The 7,224-nt window shown below is 62.0% G+C and carries 3 protein-coding genes and 1 pseudogene; all 4 read left to right on the top strand.

Annotated elements, in window-relative coordinates; all coding sequences use genetic code 11:
* The coding region (locus tag AC1DLB_RS18660; RefSeq protein ID WP_477785418.1) for an efflux RND transporter permease subunit at nucleotides 1-2,284 on the top strand (2,284 nt) is incomplete at its 5' end.
* On the top strand, nucleotides 2,281-5,388 hold the full coding sequence (locus AC1DLB_RS18655) for an efflux RND transporter permease subunit (RefSeq protein WP_477785417.1): 3,108 nt from the start codon (nucleotides 2,281-2,283) through the stop codon (nucleotides 5,386-5,388). The genes AC1DLB_RS18660 and AC1DLB_RS18655, both read left to right, overlap by 4 nt.
* Nucleotides 5,385-6,561 (top strand): annotated as a pseudogene (locus AC1DLB_RS18650) (efflux transporter outer membrane subunit). Before AC1DLB_RS18655 ends, AC1DLB_RS18650 begins: the two are co-directional and overlap by 4 nt.
* A 259-nt stretch (nucleotides 6,562-6,820) precedes the next feature.
* Nucleotides 6,821-7,224, top strand: a 404-nt coding sequence (locus AC1DLB_RS18645; RefSeq protein ID WP_477785416.1) for an MHYT domain-containing protein, incomplete at its 3' end; no start/stop codon positions are given.

Below are 7,224 nucleotides of genomic sequence, written 5' to 3'. Positions count from 1 at the left end.
GGCCAATGAAAACCAGGCCGTGCTGCTGAACATCCAGCGTCAGCCCGGCGCCAATGTCATCGAGGTGGTCGACCGGATCAAGGCCTTGCTGCCGAGCATCACCGACAACCTGCCGGCCGGCCTCGACGTCACGGTGCTCACCGACCGCACCCAGACCATCCGCGCCTCGGTCACCGACGTGCAACACGAACTGCTGATCGCCATCGCCCTGGTGGTGATGGTCACGTTCCTGTTCCTGCGGCGGGCCAGTGCCACGATCATTCCGTCGGTGGCGGTGCCGCTGTCGTTGATCGGCACCTTCGGCGTGATGTACCTCGCCGGGTTTTCGGTCAACAACCTGACCCTGATGGCGCTGACCATCGCCACCGGYTTCGTGGTGGATGATGCGATYGTSRTGCTGGAGAACATTTCCCGCTTCATCGAAGAGGGCGACAGCCCGCTGCAAGCGGCGCTCAAGGGTGCCAAGCAGATCGGCTTCACCCTGATTTCCCTGACCCTGTCGTTGATCGCGGTGCTGATTCCGTTGCTGTTCATGGCCGACGTGGTGGGGCGTTTGTTCCGCGAGTTCGCGATCACGTTGGCGGTGGCGATCCTGATTTCGCTGGTGGTGTCCCTGACCCTGACGCCGATGATGTGCGCGCGGTTGCTCAAGCGTGAGCCCAAGGAAAAAGATCAGGGCTGGTTCTACCGCTCCAGTGGCGCGACCATCGACTGGATGATCGCCGCCTACGGGCGCAAGTTGCAGTGGGTGCTCAAGCATCAGCCGCTGACCTTGCTGGTTGCCATCGGCACGCTGGCATTGACCGTATTCCTGTACATGGTGGTGCCCAAGGGTTTCTTCCCGGTGCAGGACACCGGGGTGATCCAGGGGATTTCCGAGGCGCCACAGTCGATTTCCTTCGCGGCGATGAGCGAGCGCCAGCAGGAATTGGCCAAGGTGATTCTGGCTGACCCTGCGGTCGAAAGCCTGTCGTCCTATATTGGCGTCGACGGTGATAACTCGACGCTCAACAGCGGCCGGTTACTGATCAACCTCAAGTCCCACGGCCACCGCAACCTGAGCGCCACCCAAGTCATTGCCCGCTTGCAACCGGAGCTGGACAAGCTGGTCGGCATTCGCCTGTTCATGCAGCCGGTGCAGGACCTGACCATCGAAGATCGGGTCAGCCGTACGCAGTACCAGTTCAGCATGTCGTCGCCGGATGCCGAGTTGCTTGGCTTGTGGAGCGGGCGTCTGGTCGAAGCCCTGGCGCAACGGCCGGAACTGACCGATGTCGCCAGCGATTTGCAGGACAAGGGTTTGCAGGTTTATCTGGTGATCGACCGCGATGCGGCGTCGCGGGTTGGCGTATCGGTGTCGAACATCACTGACGCGCTCTACGACGCCTTCGGCCAGCGGCAGATTTCCACCATTTACACCCAGGCCAGCCAGTACCGCGTGGTGCTGCAATCGCAGTCCGGCGAGAAGATCGGCCCCGATGCGCTGAACCAGATTCACGTCAAGACCACCGATGGCGGGCAAGTGCGCCTGTCCAGCCTGGCGCATGTCGAGGAGCGTCAGGCGCAGCTGGCGATCACCCACATCGGCCAGTTCCCGGCGGTGATGATGTCGTTCAACCTGGCGCCCGGCGTGGCGTTGGGGCATGCGGTGCAGATCATCGATCAGGTGCAGAAAGACATCGGTATGCCGATTGGCGTGCAGACCCAGTTCCAGGGCGCGGCCGAAGCGTTCCAGGCGTCGCTGTCGAGCACCTTGCTGCTGATTCTGGCGGCGGTGGTGACCATGTACATCGTGCTCGGCGTGCTCTACGAGAGCTACATTCACCCGATCACCATCCTCTCGACCTTGCCCTCGGCGGCGGTCGGCGCCTTGCTGGCGCTGCTGTTGAGCGGTAATGACCTGGGGATGATCGCGATCATCGGCATCATCTTGCTGATCGGTATCGTGAAAAAGAACGCGATCATGATGATCGACTTCGCCCTCGAGGCTGAACGTAATCAGGGCATGGACCCGCAGGCTGCGATCTATCAGGCGGCGCTGTTGCGTTTCCGGCCRATTCTGATGACCACCCTGGCGGCATTGTTCGGCGCGGTGCCGCTGATGCTCGCCACCGGTTCTGGCGCGGAGTTGCGCCAGCCGCTGGGTCTGGTGATGGTCGGTGGCTTGCTGGTGAGTCAGGTGCTGACGCTGTTCACCACGCCTGTCATCTACTTGTACTTCGACCGCCTCGGGCGGCGCTGGGGCCATAAGCCCGAGTCCGTGGAACCGGTAGAGCAGCCATGAACCTGTCCGGACCTTTCATCAAGCGCCCGGTCGCGACGATGTTGCTGAGCCTGGCGATCATGTTGCTGGGCGGCGTGAGTTTCGGCCTGTTGCCGGTATCGCCGCTGCCGCAGATGGATTTCCCGGTGATCGTGGTTCAGGCCAGTCTGCCTGGTGCGAGCCCGGAGGTCATGGCCTCAACCGTGGCCACGCCGCTGGAGCGTTCCTTCGGCACCATCGCCGGGGTCAACACCATGAGCAGCCGCTCCAGCCAGGGCTCGACCCGGGTGATTCTGCAGTTCGACCTGGACCGCGACATCAACGGCGCGGCGCGGGAAGTGCAGGCGGCGATCAACGCCTCGCGCAACCTGCTGCCCAGCGGAATGCGCAGCATGCCGACTTACAAGAAGGTCAACCCATCGCAAGCGCCGATCATGGTGCTGTCGCTGACCTCGGATGTGTTGGAAAAAGGCCAGCTCTACGATTTGGCCTCGACCATTTTGTCCCAGAGCCTGTCTCAGGTGCAGGGCGTAGGTGAAGTGCAGATCGGCGGCAGTTCGTTGCCGGCGGTGCGCATCGAGCTCGAACCCCAGGCGCTCAACCAGTACGGCGTGGCACTGGACGATGTGCGCACCACCATCGCCAACGCCAACGTGCGCCGGCCCAAGGGCTCGGTCGAAGACGGCCAGCGGTTGTGGCAGGTCCAGGCCAACGATCAACTGGAAAAGGCCAAGGATTACGAGTCGCTGATCATTCACTACGCAGACGGCGCAGCCCTGCGATTGAAGGATGTGGCCAAGGTCAGCGACAGCGTCGAGGACCGCTACAACAGCGGGTTCTTCAACGATGACGCGGCAGTCTTGCTGGTGATCAACCGCCAGGCCGGCGCCAACATCATCGAGACGGTCAACGAGATCAAGGCGCAGTTGCCGGCATTGCAGGCGGTGCTGCCGGCCAGCGTCAAGCTGAACCTGGCGATGGACCGTTCGCCGGTGATCAAGGCCACCCTGCACGAAGCGGAAATGACCCTGTTGATTGCCGTGGCGCTGGTGATTCTGGTGGTGTTCCTGTTCCTCGGTAACTTTCGCGCCTCTTTGATTCCGACCCTGGCGGTGCCGGTGTCACTGGTGGGCACGTTTGCGGTGATGTACCTCTACGGCTTCTCCCTGAACAACCTGTCGCTGATGGCGCTGATTCTGGCCACCGGGCTGGTGGTGGACGATGCCATCGTGGTGCTGGAGAACATTTCCCGGCACATCGACAAGGGCGTACCGCCGATGAAGGCCGCGTACCTCGGGGCGCAGGAAGTCGGCTTCACGCTGCTGTCGATGAACGTCTCGCTGGTGGCGGTGTTCCTGTCGATCCTGTTCATGGGCGGGATCATCGAAAGCCTGTTCCGCGAGTTTTCCATCACCCTGGCGGCGGCCATCGTGGTGTCGCTGCTGGTGTCGCTGACGCTGACGCCAATGCTTTGTGCGCGCTGGCTGAAGCCGCATACGCCGGGGCAGGAAAACCGTTTGCAACGCTGGAGCCAGCGGGCCAATGAGTGGATGGTCGGCAAATACGCCACCAGCCTCGACTGGGTGCTGCGTCATCGTCGACTGACCTTGCTCAGTCTGTTCGTGACGATTGGCGTAAACATTGCGCTGTATGTTGTTGTTCCTAAAACCTTTCTTCCCCAGCAAGACACCGGCCAGCTGATCGGTTTCGTGCGTGGCGATAATGGCCTGTCGTTCAGCGTGATGCAGCCGAAGATGGAAACCTTCCGCCGCGCCGTGCTCAAGGACAACGCGGTGCAAAGCGTTGCAGGGTTCATCGGTGGCAACAATGGCACCAATAACGCGTTCATGCTGGTGCGGCTCAAGCCGATCAAGGAACGCAACCTGTCCGCGCAGAAAGTCATCGAGCGTTTGCGCAAGGAAATGCCCAAGGTGCCCGGTGCGCAACTGATGCTGATGGCCGACCAGGACCTGCAATTCGGCGGCGGTCGCGAGCAGACCACCTCGCAGTATTCCTACATCCTGCAAAGTGGCGATCTCGGTGCGTTACGCGAGTGGTATCCGAAAGTCGTTGCCGCCTTCAAGGCCCTGCCTGAGCTGACGGCGATTGACGCCCGTGAAGGCCGTGGCGCCCAGCAAGTGACGCTGATCGTCGATCGCGATCAGGCCAAGCGGCTGGGCGTGGACATGAACATGGTCACGGCGGTGCTGAACAACGCCTATAGCCAGCGGCAGATTTCGACGATCTACGACAGCCTCAACCAGTATCAGGTGGTGATGGAGGTCAATCCGAAATACGCCCAGGACCCGGTCACCCTGAACCAGGTCAAAGTGATCACTGCCGACGGCGCGCGAATTCCGTTGTCGACCATCGCCCACTATGAGAGCAGCCTGGAAAACGACCGGGTCAGCCACGAAGGCCAGTTCGCTTCGGAAAGCATCGCCTTCGACATGGCCGAAGGGGTGACGGTGGAGCAGGGCTCGGCGGCCATCGAGCGGGCGATTGCCAAACTCGGCCTGCCGGAAGACGTGATCGCGAAAATGGCCGGCACCGCCGACGCCTTCGCCGCCGCACAGAAGAGCCAGCCGTGGATGATTCTCGGCGCGCTGGTCGCGGTGTATCTGGTGCTGGGTGTGCTGTATGAAAGCTACATTCATCCGCTGACCATTCTTTCGACCTTGCCATCGGCCGGGGTCGGCGCGCTGCTGTCGATCTATGTGCTGGGCGGTGAGTTCAGCCTGATCTCCTTGTTGGGGCTGTTCCTGTTGATTGGTGTAGTGAAGAAAAACGCCATTCTGATGATCGACCTGGCGCTGCAACTGGAACGGCACCAAGGCCTGGAGCCGCTGGAATCGATCCGCAGTGCCTGCCTGCAACGGCTGCGACCGATTCTGATGACCACCCTGGCGGCGATCCTCGGTGCCTTGCCGCTGCTGCTGAGCCGCGCCGAAGGGGCGGRAATGCGTCAGCCGCTGGGCCTGACCATCATCGGCGGGCTGGTCTTCAGCCAGGTGCTGACCCTTTACACCACCCCGGTGGTTTACCTCTATCTCGACAAACTGCGCCATCGTTTCAACCGCTGGCGTGGGGTGCGTACCGATGCTGCTCTGGAAACTCCGCTATGACTGACCGTTCGCTTCTCAACCTGGCTGCACCGCTGATCACGGCCCGAGGCTCGCGTTTGCTGAGCCTGTCGCTGTGCGTGGCAATGCTCRGTGCCTGCGCCATCGGCCCGGATTACCAGCGCCCGCAAGCCGCCGCACCTGCGCAGTACAAAGAGGCGGCCGGCTGGCGTCAGGCCAACCCCAGCGATTCGTTGGCGCGTGGTGCCTGGTGGGAGCTGTATGGCGATCAGCAGCTCAACGGCCTGATCGAAAAGCTCAACAGCGCCAATCAGACCGTTGCCCAGTCCGAGGCCCAGTACCGTCAGGCCCAGGCCTTGGTGCGCAGTGCCCGTGGGGCGTTTTTTCCGACGGTGGACCTGACCGTCAGCAAGAACCGCTCCAGCCAGGGCACCGGCAGCAGCAGTTCGAGCCTGAGCAGTTCGTCCAGCGGTATCCGTGACACTGGCGGAGATGGTCGACCTGATCTGGCAGCGCGCGCAGTTCGAGAACGCCATCGCCGTGCTGATCGGCCTGCCACCGGCCGAATTCAGCCTGGCCGAAACCCCAGACATCCCGGCGCTTCCCCAGGTGCCGCTGAGCTTGCCTTCGCAGTTGCTGGAACGGCGCCCTGACATCGCCTCCGCCGAACGCTCGGTGATGGCCGCCAACGCCAACATCGGCGTGGCGAAGGCGGCCTACTACCCGGACCTGACCCTGAGCATGAACGGCGGCTATAGCAGTAGCACTTACGCCAACTGGATCAGCCTGCCGAACCGTTTCTGGTCGGTCGGCCCACAGCTGGCCATGACCCTGTTCGAYGGYGGCCAGCGCTCGGCGGAAGTCGATCGCASTGARGCGGCCTACGACGAGACTGTCGCCAAATACCGCCAGACCGTGCTCGATGGTTTTCGCGAGGTAGAAAATTACCTGGTGCAGCTCAAGGTGCTGGAAGACGAAGCCGTCGTGCGCCAGGAAGCTCTGGATGCGGCGCGCGAGTCTCTTCGCTTGACCCGGAATCAGTACAAGGCCGGGTTGATCGCTTATCTGGATGTGGTGGTGGTTCAGGCTACGGCGTTGAACAACGAACGCAACGCGCTGAGCCTGTTGCAGAGCCGGCTGATTGCCAGCGTGCAGTTGATTGCCGCGCTGGGCGGTGGGTGGGACGGGCAGCTTCAGGTGAGTGACAAGCAATAACCCCATCCCTGTGACGAGGGAGCTTGCTCCCGCTCGGCTGCGAAGCAGTCGCAAACCGATTGATGCGTTTTGACTGAATGTACGCGTGAGCATCTTTGGGACGGCTTCGCCGTCCGGCGGGAGCAAGCTCCCTCGCCACAATCATCTTGATGGCCTTTTGATTACTTTGTGAGTGCGTTCGTCCGCGGAATCAGTACAATCGCCGGCTTTGCTCCCCGAGAACAAACACAGTATGGCGGGGGCTGTTGCGAGAAATCCCATGCTCATTGGTAGTTATTCCCTTACGCTGGTTTTCATATCGCTGTGCGTGGCGATACTGGCCTCTTATACCGCGCTTGACCTCACCGGACGCATCGCCACGGCCAAGGGCCGAGCGGTGCATTTATGGACGGCGGGCGGCGCTTTTGCGATGGGCATCGGCGTGTGGTCGATGCATTTCATCGGCATGCTTGCGTTCACATTGCCGATCGACCTGGGCTACGACACCACCCTCACGGCACTGTCGCTGTTGATCGCGGTGCTGTCTTGCGGCTTTGCCCTTTGGCTGGTCAGTCAGCCACGGCTGCCGGCCTGGCAACTGGCGTTCGGCGCGCTGATCATGGGCGCGGGTATCAGCGCCATGCATTACACCGGCATGGCCGCCATGCGCATGCAGCCGGGCAT

Source organism: Pseudomonas sp. 05N434, from assembly GCF_056396965.1.
This window is presented reverse-complemented; position numbering and strand designations above follow the sequence as displayed.